This window comes from Streptomyces sp. NPDC001153 (genome assembly GCF_053598315.1).
The window spans coordinates 1-14,663 of record NZ_JBSFJZ010000090.1 but is presented as its reverse complement, the minus strand read 5'-3'; the positions used below and the strand labels follow the sequence as shown (position 1 = coordinate 14,663).

Below are 14,663 nucleotides of genomic sequence, written 5' to 3'. Positions count from 1 at the left end.
TCACCACCAAGCCAACCGAACCCGAACCACAGATCACCCCACAACCGGAACCGAAACAGCTGCCGTGACTACACCACCCCGCGGGACATGACCCCGAGGCAGGCGACTTCATGGAGCGCGATCTACTCTCAGCGCGCCACCACCCAACTGCATGCGTACCTGGCATCTTCGACGAAGCCGGGCACCGTGCGTGGAAGGCGTTACATTCCGTCACTCGCGATCAGGACTTTACTTGCCTGCCGCCTGCCGCCTGCCACATGAGCCAATGGGTCATGTCCCCCTCACGTCACAAAGCCCCGCCAGGTGGATGCGGCGGGGCTCCGCCATCCCAACGGCTGCCCCCGAATGCAGGAACCCCCGTCGCCACCTGGCCGACGGAGGTTCCTCAGCTGTCACGTTCCTGTCACCAACACCATCGACGCACCTGGACCCCAAAGGCCCCACCTGCATGAACAGCAGCGATATAGACCACGTGGACGCCAGAAGACGGTTCCGACTACCTGTGCCGAGTCGTGCCGAGCGACGGTCCCAGGACGAGGACCGGGGCGCCTTCTGGCCCGTCGAAGCTGTATTCCAGGGGTTGAGGCGTCGTCGTACTCACGCGCCCACGTTCCCACATCGCAGGGATGGCCCCGGGCGGGGGGCCGGGGGCCGGACCAGACCCGTCGAGGGCCCTCCCGGGGAGCGCGGCGGCCTCCCGAACCATGGTGCGCCGCCCCCGCGTCTCCCTCGGCGCGCGTACGGACCGCCGGTCGTCCGCGGTCTGCGGTGCGGGACCGGGTCAGGGGCCTGATCCACCCGGCACGTCCGCCGGCGTGTCACGGCCGGCGCGCTCCGCGCGGCGCCCACGCAGCACCTCCAGCGCCACCGGAACCAAGGAGACGACGACAACCGCGGCCACCGCGGGCACGAGGTAGGCGTCCGGACGACGTACGGAGTCGCCCAGCCAGTACCCGCCGAGGACGAGCGACTGAGGCCAGGCCAGGCCGCCGATCACCTGCCAGAGGAACCGGCCCAGCACCACCGCCCTCGCGTAGCCGTAGCGGGCCGGCAGCAGTTCCGCACGGTCCGCGCCCGCGCGGAGGCGTCGGTTGCCGATCCGGGCGAGAGCGGCACGGCCTGCCCGCCGTCCGGTCCAGAACCCGGCCTGCGCACCGGCGACGGTGCCCACCGCGGCGCAGGCAGGGACCGGCAGCAACGGCAGGTGCGGCCCGCTGCGGGCGGTGGAGGAGCAGAGCAGCCCGGACTGCCTCCTACTTCTACATCATGTAGTAGCTCAGGGGCGTGCCCGCCCGGCCCACTTCCGAGCCGGGACACGACGACGGGGACCGTGGCCCTCGTCCCGGACAGGACGCGCGGGTGAACCAGCCGACCTGAACGCCCGGGGCGCGGCCGGGAGAGCAATAGCCTGAAGACCATCACCCCCGGCGCGCCCCGGCCCGGAACACATGCCAAACGGGCCCGCCGTTCCGCGGAAGGAACGAGATCCGCATGAGTACACCACCGCTCCCCGGGGTGCTCGGTGACATCGCGCCGATCCTGGACCACTGGGGCTACTGGGCCGTGGGCGGCCTGATCTTCGTGGAGGACTTCGGCGTCCCTTCGCCGGGCGAGACGGTCCTCATCGCCGCGTCGGTGTACGCGGGGGCCGGGCAGCTCAACATCGCCGCCGTCATCACCATCGGCGTCGTCGCCGCCGTCCTCGGCGACAACGTCGGCTACCTCATCGGCCGCACCGGAGGACACACGCTGGTACAGCGCTACGGCAAGTACGTCTTCCTCCCGCCCGAACGCTACGAGAAGGCCGAGGCGTTCTTCACCCGCCACGGCGGGAAGGTCGTCACCGTCGCGCGCTTCTTCGAGGGGCTGCGGCAGCTCAACGGCATCATCGCCGGCACCGCCGAGATGCCCTGGCCCCGCTTCTTCGCCTTCAACGCGCTCGGGGCGGTGCTGTGGGTCGGGCTGTGGGCGGGCGTCGGTTACGCCGCCGGCAACCACATCACCACCATCTACACCGAAGTCAACCGCTACTCGACCTATCTGCTCATCGCCCTGGGCGTGCTGGTTCTCGCGCTCGTGGCCCGCAGGGTGCTGCGCCGCCGCCGCGCGGCGGACTGAGCATCCCTTCCGAGGAAAGGTGAATCTTGCGCGTCATCGAGATGAACACTCCTCGCTCAGCCCATCAAGTTCTACAAGAAGTAGTAGTTTCCGGACTGGCCGGGGCCGCCGCGAGCGTCGCCCGGAGCCCACCCCTGCATTCCGAGCCAAAGGGCATCCATGTCCGTCCTGACCTACCCCGAAGCAGTGGGCGTCGGCCTGCTGCAAGGCGTCACCGAGCTGTTCCCCGTCTCGAGCCTCGGGCACAGCATCCTGATACCCGCACTGCTCGGCGGGCACTGGAAGCACGACCTGGACGTCTCCGCCGACGGCTCGCTGTACCTCAACGAGCTGGTCGGCCTCCACCTGGCCACCGCGCTGGCGCTGGTGGTCTTCTTCTGGCGCGACTGGGTCCGGGTGATCCGGGGCCTGGTCACGTCGATCACCCAACGTCGCATCCAGACCGTGGACCAGCGTCTCGCCTGGCTGATCATCTCGGCCTGCATCCCGGTGGGCGTCGCCGGCGTCGCGCTCGACAAGATCTTCCGCACGACGCTCGGGCGCCCCATCCCCACCGCGATCTTCCTGGCTCTCAACGGCATCGTCCTCTTCGTCACCGAACAGCTGCGGCGCGGTGGCAGCGGCCGCCGGCGGGCGGAGGACGCCGTCACACCGGACGAGGAGCACCTGAGCCCCGACGAGCTGTCGGACCGGCGGATCACGCGGATGACCATCCGCCAGGCCGTGACGATCGGCGCGGCCCAGATCCTCGCCCTCCTCCCCGGCATCAGCCGCTCCGGCTCCACCATCAGCGCGGGCATCTTCAAGGGCCTGAACCATGAGGACTCCGCCCGTTTCGCGTTCCTGCTCGCCACTCCCGTGATCGGCGGAGCAGCGCTGCTGAAGCTGCCTCCGCTCCTCGGTTCCCAGGGCAACGGCCTGCGCGGTCCGCTGCTGGCGGGCGGCATCGCCGCCTTCGTCGCGGCCTATCTCGCGACCCGTTATCTGGTCCGCTACTTCGAGAACCGCACCCTCGTCCCGTTCGCCGTCTACTGCACCCTGGCCGGGCTCGGCAGCCTCGCCTACTTCACCATCGGCTGACAGTGCGTGGCGCCAACCACGGGGTTTGGCGTTCCCCCACCCATCTTCTACATTGAGTAGAACTTCGACGGCGGCGTGCGTGCCGCCGTCTCCTGAGTGCGCCGCGCGCTCCTGCACCCAAGAGAACCGCCGTACCCCGTGACGGCGCGCGGCAGGAAAGGACCCCCGGGTGTTCCTGGCCCTCAATCCGCTGGATGCCACCTCGCTGCTGACCACGTTCGGCACCGCCGGCATCTTCCTCGTGCTGTTCGCCGAGACGGGCCTGCTCGTCGGGTTCTTCCTGCCCGGCGACTCGCTGCTGTTCACGGCCGGTCTGCTGTGCACGACCACCAAGAACGGGGTGCACTTCTCCCTGCCCGCCGTGCTGGCCGCCGCCGTGGCCGGGGCACTGCTCGGCGCCCAGGTCGGTCACCTGCTCGGCCGCCGCGCCGGCCGGGCGTTCGTGGCCCGCGCCCGCAACCGGCACCTGGCGAACGGCGTGACCCGGGCGGAGGAGCTGCTTGCCCGGTACGGTCACGGCAGAGCGATCGTGCTGGCCCGGTTCATCCCGGTGGTACGGACGGTACTCAACCCGCTCGCCGGGATCGTGGGCGTACCCACCCGTACGTTCGCGCTGTGGCAGATCACCGGCGGGCTGGCGTGGGCGGCGGGCCTCGTGCTGGGCGGCTACGCCCTCGGCTCGAGCATCCCGAACGTCGACCACTACCTGCTGCCCCTGGTCGGGCTGATCGTCGTCGTCTCCCTGCTGCCGCTGGTCCTGGAACTCCTGCGCTCCCGCCGCACCGGCAAGGACACGACGAAGCCGACCCGTAGGCACGCCGCGTGAGGATCACGCTCCTGACCCTTCGGCCGGCGTCCGCCGGGACTCCGCCGACTTGGGCGCTTCCGGCCACTCCCGCGGAGGGAGGCACCCCGGACGCCTTCCGCGTTCACCCACTGGTACGTCGGTGAAGGTGACGGCTGCTACATTCCCCAGCGTGTCGAGCACAGAGACGGTGAGCCGCTGCTCGCAGACGGCATCGCGCGGGTGGTCGCGCTGACGGAGCAGGCCAAGGGCCAGGTCGTGACGTCGAAGGCCAGGTTCACCCTCGCCGCGCCGGAAGAGGAGGAGCAGTCGCTGGAGCGGCTGCGCCGCCGGCACCGGGACCTGACGGCACACGACGTGCTCGGGGCCCCGGAGGCGCCGGTGGCCGGTGAGTGCCCGGGGCAGCGCGTGGCCGCCCGCGAGGACCCCGCCGAGCGCGTCTTCGCCGCCCTGCGCCAGGCACCGGAGCCGGAACAGTGAGCACGGCCGCCACGACGCAGGCGGCACCGGCCCGGCAGATGTGGCCGCTGTACGCCGCCGGCTTCACCACCGCCTTCGGTGCGCACGGGATTGCCGCCAACCTCGGCGGCCATGCCCGGGGCGCGGTCACCTCACTGCTCGTCCTCGGCGGCCTGCTCGCCCTGTACGACGGTGCCGAGGTGATCCTCAAGCCGGTCTTCGGCAGCCTCGCCGACCGCATCGGCGCGCGCCCGGTACTGCTCGGCGGACTCGTCGCGTTCGCCGCCGCGTCCGCCCTGTACGTCGTCGCCGGCAGCCCCGGCTGGCTGTGGGCCGCCCGCCTCGGCCAGGGTGCCGCGGCCTCCGCCTTCTCCCCGTCGGCCTCGGCCCTGGTCGCGCGGCTCAACCCGGCGGCCAGGCACGGGCGGGCGTTCGGGAGCTACGGCTTCTACAAGTCGATCGGATACACCCTCGGCCCACTGCTGGGCGGCGTCCTGGTGTGGGCCGGTGGCCTGCGGCTGCTCTTCGCCGTCCTCGCCGTACTCGGTGCGGCGGTCGCCGGGTGGGCCGCGCTCGCCGTCCCCGCCGTACCGCCGCTGCCCAAGGCCCGGCAGACGGTCCTCGACCTCGCCCGGCGGCTGGCCGAGCCGGCGTTCCTCGCCCCGACGGCCGCACTCGCCGCGGCGACGGCCGCCCTGTCGGTCGGGGTGGGCTTCCTGCCGGTGTCCGGGCGGGCGGCCGGTCTGGGCACGGTGGCCACGGGTGCCGCCGTGTCCGTGCTGGCCGCCTGTGCCGCCGTCGTGCAGCCGAAGGCGGGACGGGCACTGGACCACGGGCGGCTCACGACCCGCACGGGCGTCACGGCGGGGCTGCTGCTCACCGCCGCCGGAATGGGCTGCGCCATGCTGCCGGGCCTGACCGGCATCCTCGCCGGCGCCACCCTGATCGGCGCCGGAACCGGTCTGATCACCCCGCTCGGCTTCGCCGCCCTCGCCGCGAGCACCCCCGCCGAACGGCTCGGGCAGACCATGGGCGCCGCCGAACTCGGCCGCGAACTCGGCGACGCGGGCGGCCCGTTGCTCGTCGCGACGGTCGCCTCCCTCACCACCCTCACCCACGGCTACGCCGCCCTCGGCCTCCTCCTCGCCCTCGGTCCGGCCCTCACCGTGCTGCGAGGGCGCCTCACGGGAAGGTGATCGGCGACCCCTCCCGCTCTGCCCGGCCGTTCGCCGGGTGGGACGGACGCTGCCCGGAGGGGACTGCGCCGGGCAGGCCCGGGACGCCGTGCTCGCGCAGAGGTCCGATCTGCCGGCCGTGCTCCTGGCAGACGTCGAGGATGCGGGGCAGTGCCCGCAGGGTGGTGCGCCAGGAGCCGGTGGCGGAGGTGCAGTCGGAGTCGTGCAGCAGGATGGTGCCTCCGCCGCGCAGGTCGCGCAGGACGGTGTCCTCGACGGATCGGGGTGTGGCCCGCTTGCGCCAGTCCTCGCCCCAGCAGGTCCACAGCACCGGAGTCAGCCCGAGGCGGCGGCAGGCCAGATGGGCGGTGGTGGTCATCACCCCGTACGGGGGCCGGAAGAGCTCCGGTGTCCGGCCGGTGACGTCGGCCACCGCGTCGCGGGCGCGGGCCAGGTCGTCGTAGGTGGCACGGGGACCACGCACCAGCAGCGGACGGTGGTGCCAGCCGTGGACGGCGATCTCGTGCCCGGCGGCCGTCATCTCCCTCGCCAGCCCGGGCGAACGGACCAGCATCGAACCGAGCACGAAGAACGTGGCACGGATCCCTCGCGCGTCGAGGAGCCGGAGGAAGTGCGGGGTGGACAGGTGGTCGGGGCCGTCGTCGAAGGTGAGGGCGATGTGATCCGGTCGGCCCTGCCCGGACAGCCGCGGCATGACCGTGTTGCGCAGCGGGCCGAAGGTCGAGACCACGGGGGCCGCCTGGAGAACGGCGAGTGCGGGCAGCGCCGTGGCCGAGGCGAGCGCGGCGGCACGGGCGAGACGAGCCGGGGTCATCACCAGTCCCCGTCCAGGTAGTGGGTGACGGCGGGGAGGCGCGCGGGGGCTTCGGTGTAGGCGATCGTCGCCGCGATGCCCAGCGAAAGGGTGGCCGCCGCACCGGCGACAGCCAGGCTCGGCCGCCGTCTCGCCGGACGGCGGCTCGTCACGGGCTGTGCGCCCGCAGCGGGTTGAGGTCCGGTTCCGGCGGCGATGGCGGGTACCGGGCCGGGAGCGGAGCGGTGCAGTTCGAGTCCTGCCGCGCGCTGGGCACGGCCACGCGGACCGTGGAGGAGTTCGGCGAGCACCGGGCCGAGGTCCGCCGGTTCGCGGGTCCAGGCCGCGAGGCCCGCCTCGTCCAGGGCGGCGGCGTTGGTCCGGCCGTGGCCGGGGATGCAGCGGTAGCTGAGCACCGGCAGGCCGGCGGCGAACGCCTCCAGCGACGTCAGCCCGCCGGCGTTCTGGACCAGCACGTCGCAGGCGTGCATCAGGCCGGGCATGTCCTCCACCCAGCCGAAGGCATGCTCGATGCCGTCTCCTCGCAGCGCGTCGGCGAGGGCCTGGTTGCGTCCGCACACCACCACCGGCACCGCCACCCCCGTCTCCCGGATCTCGGCGGCGGCCCGCCGCACGGGGCCGACGCCCCACGAGCCCGCGACCAGCAAGGCCAGCGGCTCCTGCCCGGGCAGGCCGAACCGATCACGCGCCGCCCGCCGTTGCTCGTCGGTTGCGGGGGCGAACCGCGGACCGGTGACGGGGCCGACGACGGTCACGGCGGCCGCGCCCTGGGCGTGGGCCTGGGCCGCGGGCACCGCGTGCACGGCGAGGTGGGCGTCGATACCGGGGGCCACCCACAGGGCGTGCACGGAGAAGTCGGTCAGGTAGGTGAAGGCCGGCACCCTCAGCAGACCGCGCCGCCGCAGCGTGCCGAGGACCTGGCTGGCACCGGGGTACGTCGAGACGACCGCGCACGTGTCAGGCTCGAGCGCTCGCAGAGTGGGCTGCTCGGCGCCGCGGAACAGCGCCCGCCACAGCGCGCCCGGGCGCGAGGCGTGCTCGGTCGCCGCGTACAGGCGCTGATAGCCCGCCGGTGCCCAGGTCAGCATGCGGTGGTAGACGTCGCAGATCAGCCTGCCGGTGCGCGCGGGGAGCAGGTCGAGGAAGTCGTACCGGTCCACCAGGAAGCCGTGCGCGGCCAGCCGGTCGGCCAGCCCGGCCGCCGCGCCGTCGTGTCCCGCACCGACGCTCGCGGAGATGATCGCGATCCGCCGAGGGCCTGAGGCCGGCAGAGCTGAGGCGGACACCGAGGGCGCCGTCGTCGGCATCAGGTCGTCGCGTTGAGCCACGGGGGTTCAGCCTCCTGACGGGATGGACGCACGGCCGGAGATGCCCGGGCCCGACGGTGCCGTGCGCAGGACGGGGCCATGCCTCTTTCACGGCCGAGCGGGGCCACTCGGTCTCGGCAGGCGCCGTGAGCAGAAGCTACTACACGATGTAGAACTTGGGGAGCGGTGAACGAAACCTGCGGTCGTTGACCCCGCAGCGCGCATCGCCACCGACATCAAGGCATACAGAGCCAGGGTGAACAGGTAGGCGACGTATCCGAACTGCCGGCGCACTCTGGCCGAACACAGCGCGACGCCGGCGAGGAGCGCGGCGACCGAGGCGAGCACGGCAAGGATCCGCACCCCAGCCAGAAAGTTACTACATGATGTAGAAGTACAATGGACCGTCGACGAAAACAGGAAGGAGGGGGTTCACCGATGGCGCCGCGGGTATCGCGTGTACGGCCGGCAGCTCACCCTTCCTGCGACAGACCGGCGCCGCGCCGGTGACCGGGCAGGCCTCGGCGGAAACCGGGCGGCCCGCCGGAACCCGGACCCTCCGTCCGCCGTCCCGGGGCACGACGGCTCGCCTGTGCCGCGGGGCCGTCGCCGCCCTCCTGGTCGTGACCCCGGCCGCCTATCTGGCGATCTCGGCCGACCAGAGCCACAACGTGGCCGCCGCGCGCAAGCTGCGGGCCGAGCGGGCGGGGCTCGTCCGCGACACGCCCTCCACCGTGCAGCGCGACGTCTACCAGGTGCCGATCCCGGCCGGAGCGAGCGATGTCACCTTCTTCGAGGCCAACGCCTGGGAGAAGGACTCGCTGTATGTGCAGTTCACCACCACCCCCGCCGGACTGGCCGGCTTCCTGGCCCGGCTCGGCACCGACCGCGCACACCTCCGGGACGGTCTGGTCACGGACGTCGTCCCGACCCGCCTGCGCAGCCAGGTCGGCTGGCGCTTCCCGCCAGGCCACCACTGGGCGAGCACGGCACTGAACCCACGGGGCCTGCGCCCCGCCCACCAGATCACGGTGAACCTCGACGACCCGCGCAGACCCGTGGTGTTCACCGTCTCCACCATCCGCTTCGCCCACCACGACGGCACGGCACGGCCTTCCACTCCCCGCCCCGCCCCGTAGCCGACGGTCCCGGCACTCCGCCACCGAACCGGTGGGCAGGACCACAGCCACGTTTCTACAACATGTAGTAGATTAGCCGGACGGCCACCACTGATTCACCGCGATGTCATCAGCATGCCATCGCGGGCGTGGGGATCACGGCGACGCAGGGCCGTTCCGCGTCGCCTCGTGCTGACAGGGAAGGACCTGCCCATGACCGCGGCCGCCACCGCGCAACTGGCCTTCGACGGATCCGGCATCGACGGTTCGTTGTTCACCTCCGTCACGGACTTCGCCCGCGACACCAAGTGGCTGAACACCCCCTTGGAGCTGTGGACCAACCTCGGTCTCGGCGTCTTCGCGGTGCTCATGGTCATGGGCTGGTGGAGCGCGCGCCGCCGCGGCGCACGGGAGATGGCGGTCGCACTGGCCGCACCGGTCGCCGTCCTGGTCGCCTTCGCCGCCGCCGAGGTGGTCAAGAAGATCGTGGGCGAGGTGCGGCCCTGCCGGTCGATGCCCCACGCCTACATCGTCGACACCTGCCCCGCGCCCTCCGACTACGCCTTCCCCAGCGGTCACAGCACCGTCGCCGCCGCGACCGTGGCCGCCCTGTTCCTGCTCGACCGCCGCCTGAGCGCCATCGCGGCCGTGTTCGCCGTGGTGGAGGGCTTCACCCGGGTCTACGTCGGCGCCCACTACCCCCATGACGTCCTCGGCTCCGTACTCCTCGCCCTCCCGGTCGCCTACCTCACCAGCCTGGCAGTGCGCCGGTGGGCCACCCCGCTGGTCGCATCCCTGAGCACCGGCGCCCTGCGCCCGCTGCTGACCGCCGAACCAGCGACCGCCCTGCAGCACGCCCGGTAGACCCTGCGGGGACGCGCCTGCCCGTAGCGCGTCGCAACCGACACCGCCGCAGGCCGGTTCTCACGGCACCCGGCAGCGCGCCGCCGAGGCGCGCTGCCCCGTCCGCCCGGTCGGGTCCGCAGTCCGTCCTCTGCTGCGCTCATGGGAGCGGGTACGGGCCCTGATCTGAGGCCGCCCGTGCAGGGGCGAGCAGGGCCTCGGCCCCGCATGCCCTGCATGCCCTGCAGGCGAACGCCGCCGGGACCGGACCATCGCCGACGGCCAGGTCCCCGCCCGTCGGCCCGCGGCGGTGATCGCCGGAATCGCCGGCGCGGTCACCCGGCACCGCGCGCACCAGCAGCGGCAGATGCATCGGCACCGGCCGGAACACGCCTCGCCCTCGGGTCAGACAGAGGAGTCGCCGTGCAGCAGCTGTTCCAGCAACTGCTCGTCCTCCGCCGACAGTTCCGATACGAACCGGGCCAGCACCGCCGCACGGTCCCCGCCCTCGTCCAGCAGCGTGTGCATCCCCGCCGCCGCATGCCCGGCCTGGTCGTCCACGGGCGCGTACACGTAGCTGCGCCCCTCCCGGTGCCGGGTCACCAGTCCCTTGTCGCACAGCCGCGTCAGAATCGTCAGCAGCGTCGTGTACGCGGCATCGGGCACCTGCTCCTGGACCACCGTGGCCGACACCGGGCCACCGGCCGCCCACAGGGCTGCCAGCACCGTGCCCTCCAGTTCGCCCCGCGCACGCCGCCGGGCCTCCCCCCGGCCGTCCTTGCCGCCCGTCACCTGGCACCTCCCTCACTGTCCGGCCAGGCTGTCCACGATCATCCAAGCTACTACGAGACGTAGAAAAACGGCCATCTTGATCACGGGGCTGTCTCATCTCCGGTGTCGACGTGGCGGTGCTACCGGGCCTCCTCCCTCTGGGACTCCTCCTGGTGGGACAGCTCGACGTCGAAGCCGGTGACGCCGCTGCCGTCCAGGCGCACCGACGCGGCGACCGGGGCGTAGCCGCTGGCGATGACGGTGTAGTCGCCGCCGTCCAGGTCGGTGAACCCGTAGGCGCCGTCGGAGCCCGTGATCGTGGTGCCGACCACGTTCCCCGCCGAGTCCAGCAGGGTGACCTTGGCGTCGTCGAGCGGCCGGCCGGTGGCGGCGCTGACGACACCGTGGAGCCGGGCGCCGGGTTCGAGCCGGATCTCGCAGGCCTGCGTGCCTCCCGGGGTGACCTCGACCGGGAGGGCGGCCGGGCGGTGTCCGGTCGCGTTCACGACGAGCGTGTAGCTGCCGGGGACCAGATCGGCGAGGAGGAAGCCACCGTCGGCGGCCGAGGTGCCGGAGGACACGACCTCGCCGCGCACATCGGTGGCGACCAGCAGGGCTCCCGGCAGCGGGTGTCCCTCGACGGCGTCCCGGACCGTTCCGGTCAGGGCGACGGTGCCACTCAGCGCGAGATCGCAGGTGACCGGCTCCTCGCCGACGAGCACCGTGACGGCCTGCGGCTGCCGGGCACCGGCGGCGCCGATCAGCACATAGGTGCCGGGGCCGGTGACGGACATCGTGTAGGCCCCGTCCGCGCCGCTGACGGCGCGGCCGAGCTGCCGTCCGTTCACGTCGATCAAGGTGACCACGGCCTGCGGCACCGGCGCGCCCGCGCCGTCCAGCACGCGGCCCTGGACGCCGTACGACGGGGCGCCGGGAACGGGTTCGAACCGATCGGCCGGCCCGGCGACGGGCTGCGTCCCGGCGGGCGTCGTCCCGAGGAGCTGCCTCCCCGCGGGGACGGCCTCGGCAGGGGTGGTCCCAGCGGCGGTGCGCTCTGCGGCGGCGGACCCCGCGTCCGTGGTCGCGGCGGGCCCGGCGGCTGTGGTCGCGGCGGGCCCTGCAGTCGTGGTCGCGGCCGGTTCCGGGGCGGGGCCGGCGTTCTCCTCGGCGGCCTGTGCCTCCAGCCCGGAGACCTTGCGCAGCGGTACCTCCTTGGTCCACACCGCGACCAGGAAGCTCAGGACCATCACGGCCGCCGCGATGAGGAACACGAGCTGCATCGAGTCGGTGAAGCCGACCTTGAACGGCTCGGCCAGGCGCGGGTCGAGGCGCTGGATGAACGAGGAGTCGTCGAGCACGCCCGAGCCGCTTCCGCCGCTCGCTCCGGGGTGCTTGAACATCTCGAGCACGGGCGCGTTCGCGGGATTGTGCCGTACGGCCGGGTCGTGCAGCGCCGCCCGGAACGCGGGCGTCGCGTACGCCGCCCGGAAGGCCGAGCCGATCTTGTCGCCAACCGTGCTGAACAGCACGGACAGGAAGACCGCGGTGCCGGCGGTGCCGCCCATCTGCCGGAAGAAGGTGGCCGACGCGGTCGCCACGCCCATGTCCTTGGGCTCCACGGCGTTCTGCACGGCCAGGGTCAGGATCTGCATGCATCCGCTCAGGCCGATGCCGAACAGCGCCATGTAGGCCATGGTCTCCGGCAGCGGGCTGTCCCACTGCACCCGGTAGTGGAACAGCAGGGTGGCGGCGATGAGCAGCAGGGTGCCGATGACGGGGAAGATCTTGTACTTGCCGGTCTTCTGGATGATGCGTCCGACCACGATGGTGCCGGCGATCATGCCGAGCATCAGCGGCAGCATCATCAGGCCCGACTTGGTGGGGCTGACGCCCTTCACGATCTGCAGGTACAGCGGGATCATCATCATCCCGCCGAACATGCCCATGCCGATGAGCACGGACAGCAGGCTCATCTTGCTGAACACCGCGCTGCGGAACAGCCGCATCGGGATCAGGGCCTCCTCGCCCATCGCCCGTTCGACGAGGACCCACACCACCAGGCCGACCGCGCCGACCGCGTAGCAGACGCAGGCCTTCGTGGAGGTCCAGCCCCAGGTCTGGCCCTGCTCGGCCACGAGCAGCAGCGGCACCACGCCGACGGCGATGGTGAGCGCGCCCCACCAGTCGATGCGATGATCGCGCCGGGTGTGCGGGAGGTTCAGCACCTTGGCGACGACGAACAGCGCGATGATGCCGACCGGCACGTTGACCAGGAACACCCAGCGCCAGCCGGCGATGCCCAGGATGCTGCCGCGACCCGCGAGGAAGCCGCCGATCAGCGGGCCGAGCACGCTGGAGGAGCCGAACATGGCGAGCATGTAGCCCTGGTACCGGGCCCGCTCGCGGGGCGGCACGATGTCACCGATGATCGCCAGCGCCAGTGACATCAGACCGCCCGCGCCGATGCCCTGGAAGGCCCGGAAGGCGGAGAGCTCCGTCATCGAGGTGGCGAACGAGCAGGCCGCCGAGCCCGCAATGAAGATCGTGATGGCCGCCAGGAAGAAGGGTTTGCGGCCATAGAGGTCGGACAGCTTGCCGTACAGCGGCGTGCTGATGGTGGAGGTGATCAGATACGCGGTGGTGACCCACGCCTGCGCGCTGAGTCCGTGCAGGTCGTCGGCGATCGTGCGGATCGAGGTGCTGACGATGGTCTGGTCGAGCGCCGCCAGGAACATCCCCAGCATCAGGCCGCTGAGGATCGTCATGATCTGGCGGTGTGTCAGCCTGCCGGCCGGCGCCGACGCGGATATCGCTCCGGTTTCCCCACGGGCCGGGGATGCGGACGTGGTCATGCGTGCGGATCTCCTTGCCTCGCCTCGCCGGCCGGGCCCAGCCCGGCTCCGAGGCCTGTGTACATGCGGTCGACCAGGTCGCCGTCGCGGTGCTTCAGCGGACGGGGGACGGCCGTCGCCCCAGGTTCCGTTGCTTGCGGCTACCAACTGAGTGTAGATCCCGGCCCGGGCAGGCCGTGTCACATGGGGCCCCGGCACCGGAACGGCGTCCTCAGGGCATGGCCAGCCATCCGATCACGCCCGTCACACCGAAGACGGCGAAACCGATGCCGCACGCCTTGAGCAGCCGGCTCAGCATCCGGCCGGCCCCCGGTGACCACAACGCCGCGCCGATCCGTCCGCCCAGCCGCGGCATCACGGTGGAGAACGCGCCGCACAGGGCGGTCAGGCCGGCGACGAGTGCCACCACGCAGGCGCAGATCCCGGCCAGCCGCCCGGCCGTCGGGGCCACCCCGACCAGATAGCAGTGGCCGCCCGCGTCGTGCTGGACCGGCATGACCGTCCCGACCTCGTAGGAGTCGCCGATGGAGGCGAACTGGTCGACCACATGATGATCGTCGGAGCGGAAGAGGCCGTAGCAGTCGGTATGGCGCTGTTTGCCGGTGCCCGTGGTCTCGCAGGTCTCTATCTTCAGCAGCCCGGGGGTGCCGGACATGCGCGTGGAGTACTTCAGGCCGTCGGCGAGACCCACGCCCCCGCCGATCCCGAGGCCGCCGAACAGCACCCCGATGAACAGCATGCACAGCGCCGTCGCGACGCGGCCCGGCACCGTCTTCGGTGCACTGTCGGCCTTCACCCGGTGCCCCCGTCCCGCCCTCACCGTCTCACGTCTCCCCGCCTGCCGGATGCCGGTCCGGCCGGTCATGATGCCACCGGCCACGGGGCTGCCGACGCAGCACCCCGACGGACCACACCGGACCCACACAGATCATGCGAGGCGGCGGGGGAAACGGGCGGAACCGCCCGGGTCGATCGGTGTCCGGGTCCTCCATCCGGAGCCCCCGATCCTCCTCCCGCGAACCGACGCCGAGCCCCGGGAGGGGGTCGTGGGTGTGACGCCACCCATAGGACGCAGATCACGTCCTAGGCGAGGCCGTAGAACCACCACCCGACTGAGCTGCACAGAAATCTCCATAACGGCTTATTTCGGACATTCCTCCGTAGTCGGGTAGTACGTCACATCATTGCGCCTCGTCAAACCCGTGGCTAAACATTGCTGTCGTCGCCGGGAGCCACCGGCCGGACCGAGCGGGATTCCGCCGGCCCCGCCCGCTCCCGACGCAGTACGGGGCCCCGCCCC

13 protein-coding genes are annotated in these 14,663 nt (G+C 72.0%); 7 read left to right on the top strand and 6 right to left on the bottom strand.

Annotated features, from left to right (window positions below; genetic code table 11):
• Nucleotides 1–781: 781 nt before the first annotated feature.
• Nucleotides 782–1,171, bottom strand: coding sequence for a hypothetical protein (locus tag ACWDEN_RS46640; RefSeq protein WP_450864123.1), 390 nt, complete (start codon nt 1,169–1,171; stop codon nt 782–784).
• Between the two features lie 320 nt (nt 1,172–1,491).
• On the opposite strand from ACWDEN_RS46640, the gene ACWDEN_RS46635 reads away from it, so the two are divergent.
• The 5 genes from ACWDEN_RS46635 (at nt 1,492) to ACWDEN_RS46615 (ending at nt 5,658) form a co-directional block, all read left to right on the top strand.
• Nucleotides 1,492–2,118, top strand: coding sequence for a DedA family protein (locus ACWDEN_RS46635; protein ID WP_351604887.1), 627 nt, complete (start codon nt 1,492–1,494; stop codon nt 2,116–2,118).
• A 159-nt stretch (nt 2,119–2,277) separates the two neighbouring features.
• Complete coding sequence (locus tag ACWDEN_RS46630; RefSeq protein WP_351604889.1) at nt 2,278–3,198, top strand: undecaprenyl-diphosphate phosphatase; 921 nt, start codon at nt 2,278–2,280, stop codon at nt 3,196–3,198.
• A gap of 169 nt (nt 3,199–3,367) precedes the next feature.
• Complete coding sequence (locus tag ACWDEN_RS46625) at nt 3,368–4,024, top strand: DedA family protein (RefSeq protein WP_351604892.1); 657 nt, start codon at nt 3,368–3,370, stop codon at nt 4,022–4,024.
• Between the two features lie 201 nt (nt 4,025–4,225).
• Nucleotides 4,226–4,483, top strand: coding sequence for a Chromate resistance protein ChrB (locus ACWDEN_RS46620; RefSeq protein WP_450864120.1), 258 nt, complete (start codon nt 4,226–4,228; stop codon nt 4,481–4,483).
• 38 nt (nt 4,484–4,521) lie between these two features.
• The gene (locus tag ACWDEN_RS46615; protein WP_351604925.1) at nt 4,522–5,658 is read left to right on the top strand and encodes an MFS transporter; all 1,137 of its coding nucleotides are present in this window, start codon (nt 4,522–4,524) and stop codon (nt 5,656–5,658) included.
• Here the strand turns inward: ACWDEN_RS46615 and ACWDEN_RS46610 are convergent.
• Together ACWDEN_RS46610 and ACWDEN_RS46605 are read right to left on the bottom strand one after the other, a co-directional pair.
• A complete protein-coding gene (locus ACWDEN_RS46610; RefSeq protein ID WP_351604898.1) occupies nt 5,645–6,472 on the bottom strand; it encodes a polysaccharide deacetylase family protein in 828 nt (275 codons plus the stop codon). The two genes, ACWDEN_RS46615 and ACWDEN_RS46610, sit on opposite strands and share 14 nt — an antisense overlap.
• Nucleotides 6,472–7,800 carry an MGDG synthase family glycosyltransferase gene (locus ACWDEN_RS46605; RefSeq protein WP_450864118.1) on the bottom strand — a complete coding sequence of 443 codons (1,329 nt, stop codon included), beginning with the start codon at nt 7,798–7,800 and terminating at the stop codon, nt 6,472–6,474. The genes ACWDEN_RS46610 and ACWDEN_RS46605 overlap by 1 nt, the downstream gene beginning before the upstream one ends.
• Nucleotides 7,801–8,402: 602 nt before the next feature.
• On the opposite strand from ACWDEN_RS46605, the gene ACWDEN_RS46600 reads away from it, so the two are divergent.
• Nucleotides 8,403–8,918: a hypothetical protein gene (locus ACWDEN_RS46600; RefSeq protein WP_450864116.1), complete on the top strand. Its 516-nt coding sequence runs from the start codon at nt 8,403–8,405 to the stop codon at nt 8,916–8,918.
• Nucleotides 8,919–9,110: 192 nt separating this feature from the next.
• Nucleotides 9,111–9,761, top strand: coding sequence for a phosphatase PAP2 family protein (locus ACWDEN_RS46595; protein ID WP_450864114.1), 651 nt, complete (start codon nt 9,111–9,113; stop codon nt 9,759–9,761).
• A gap of 384 nt (nt 9,762–10,145) precedes the next feature.
• Here the strand turns inward: ACWDEN_RS46595 and ACWDEN_RS46590 are convergent, their stop codons facing one another.
• The 3 genes from ACWDEN_RS46590 to ACWDEN_RS46580 form a co-directional block, all read right to left on the bottom strand.
• Nucleotides 10,146–10,532: a BlaI/MecI/CopY family transcriptional regulator gene (locus tag ACWDEN_RS46590; protein WP_351604909.1), complete on the bottom strand. Its 387-nt coding sequence runs from the start codon at nt 10,530–10,532 to the stop codon at nt 10,146–10,148.
• 119 nt (nt 10,533–10,651) lie between these two features.
• Nucleotides 10,652–13,363: an MFS transporter gene (locus tag ACWDEN_RS46585; RefSeq protein WP_450864112.1), complete on the bottom strand. Its 2,712-nt coding sequence runs from the start codon at nt 13,361–13,363 to the stop codon at nt 10,652–10,654.
• A 211-nt stretch (nt 13,364–13,574) separates the two neighbouring features.
• Nucleotides 13,575–14,228 (bottom strand): hypothetical protein, encoded by a 654-nt coding sequence (locus ACWDEN_RS46580; protein WP_450864110.1) that lies wholly within the window; start codon nt 14,226–14,228, stop codon nt 13,575–13,577.
• Between the last annotated feature and the right edge of the window lie 435 nt (nt 14,229–14,663).

Coding starts and splice junctions, on each gene's coding strand:
- ACWDEN_RS46610 (WP_351604898.1), bottom strand. CDS start 6,472: ATGACCCCGGCTCGTCTCGCCCGTGCCGCCGCGCTCGCCTCGGCCACG.
- ACWDEN_RS46580 (WP_450864110.1), bottom strand. CDS start 14,228: ATGACCGGCCGGACCGGCATCCGGCAGGCGGGGAGACGTGAGACGGTG.
- ACWDEN_RS46585 (WP_450864112.1), bottom strand. CDS start 13,363: ATGACCACGTCCGCATCCCCGGCCCGTGGGGAAACCGGAGCGATATCC.
- ACWDEN_RS46615 (WP_351604925.1), top strand. CDS start 4,522: ATGTGGCCGCTGTACGCCGCCGGCTTCACCACCGCCTTCGGTGCGCAC.
- ACWDEN_RS46635 (WP_351604887.1), top strand. CDS start 1,492: ATGAGTACACCACCGCTCCCCGGGGTGCTCGGTGACATCGCGCCGATC.
- ACWDEN_RS46595 (WP_450864114.1), top strand. CDS start 9,111: ATGACCGCGGCCGCCACCGCGCAACTGGCCTTCGACGGATCCGGCATC.
- ACWDEN_RS46630 (WP_351604889.1), top strand. CDS start 2,278: ATGTCCGTCCTGACCTACCCCGAAGCAGTGGGCGTCGGCCTGCTGCAA.